Source organism: Pseudomonas sp. F220 (assembly GCF_057813935.1).
The window spans coordinates 1-258 of record NZ_JBVASJ010000192.1 but is presented as its reverse complement, the minus strand read 5'-3'; the positions used below and the strand labels follow the sequence as shown (position 1 = coordinate 258).

General features: G+C 64.7%; 1 protein-coding gene. It reads left to right on the top strand.

Going from position 1 to position 258, the window contains the following annotated elements; genetic code table 11:
• On the top strand, positions 1-258 hold a 258-nt coding region (locus ACZYSM_RS29600), incomplete at both ends, for an Ig-like domain-containing protein (protein WP_489077244.1).

Genomic DNA, 258 nt, shown 5'->3' with positions numbered 1-258 from the left:
TGGCGGTGGCCGATGTGGCCGCCGGCACGGAAAACCAGACCCTGACCCTCGATGTGCTGGCCAACGACACTGATGTCGATGACGGGCACCTGTTCACGCTGAACTCAGCCAGCGCGCCGATCGGCCAAGGCACGGTCAGCGTCGCGGGCAACCAGCTGCTGTTCAATCCGGGGGCTGACTTCGACCACCTGGCGCAAGGCGCGGTCGAACACGTCACGCTCAGCTACACGATGCAGGACGAACACGGAGCACTCTCGA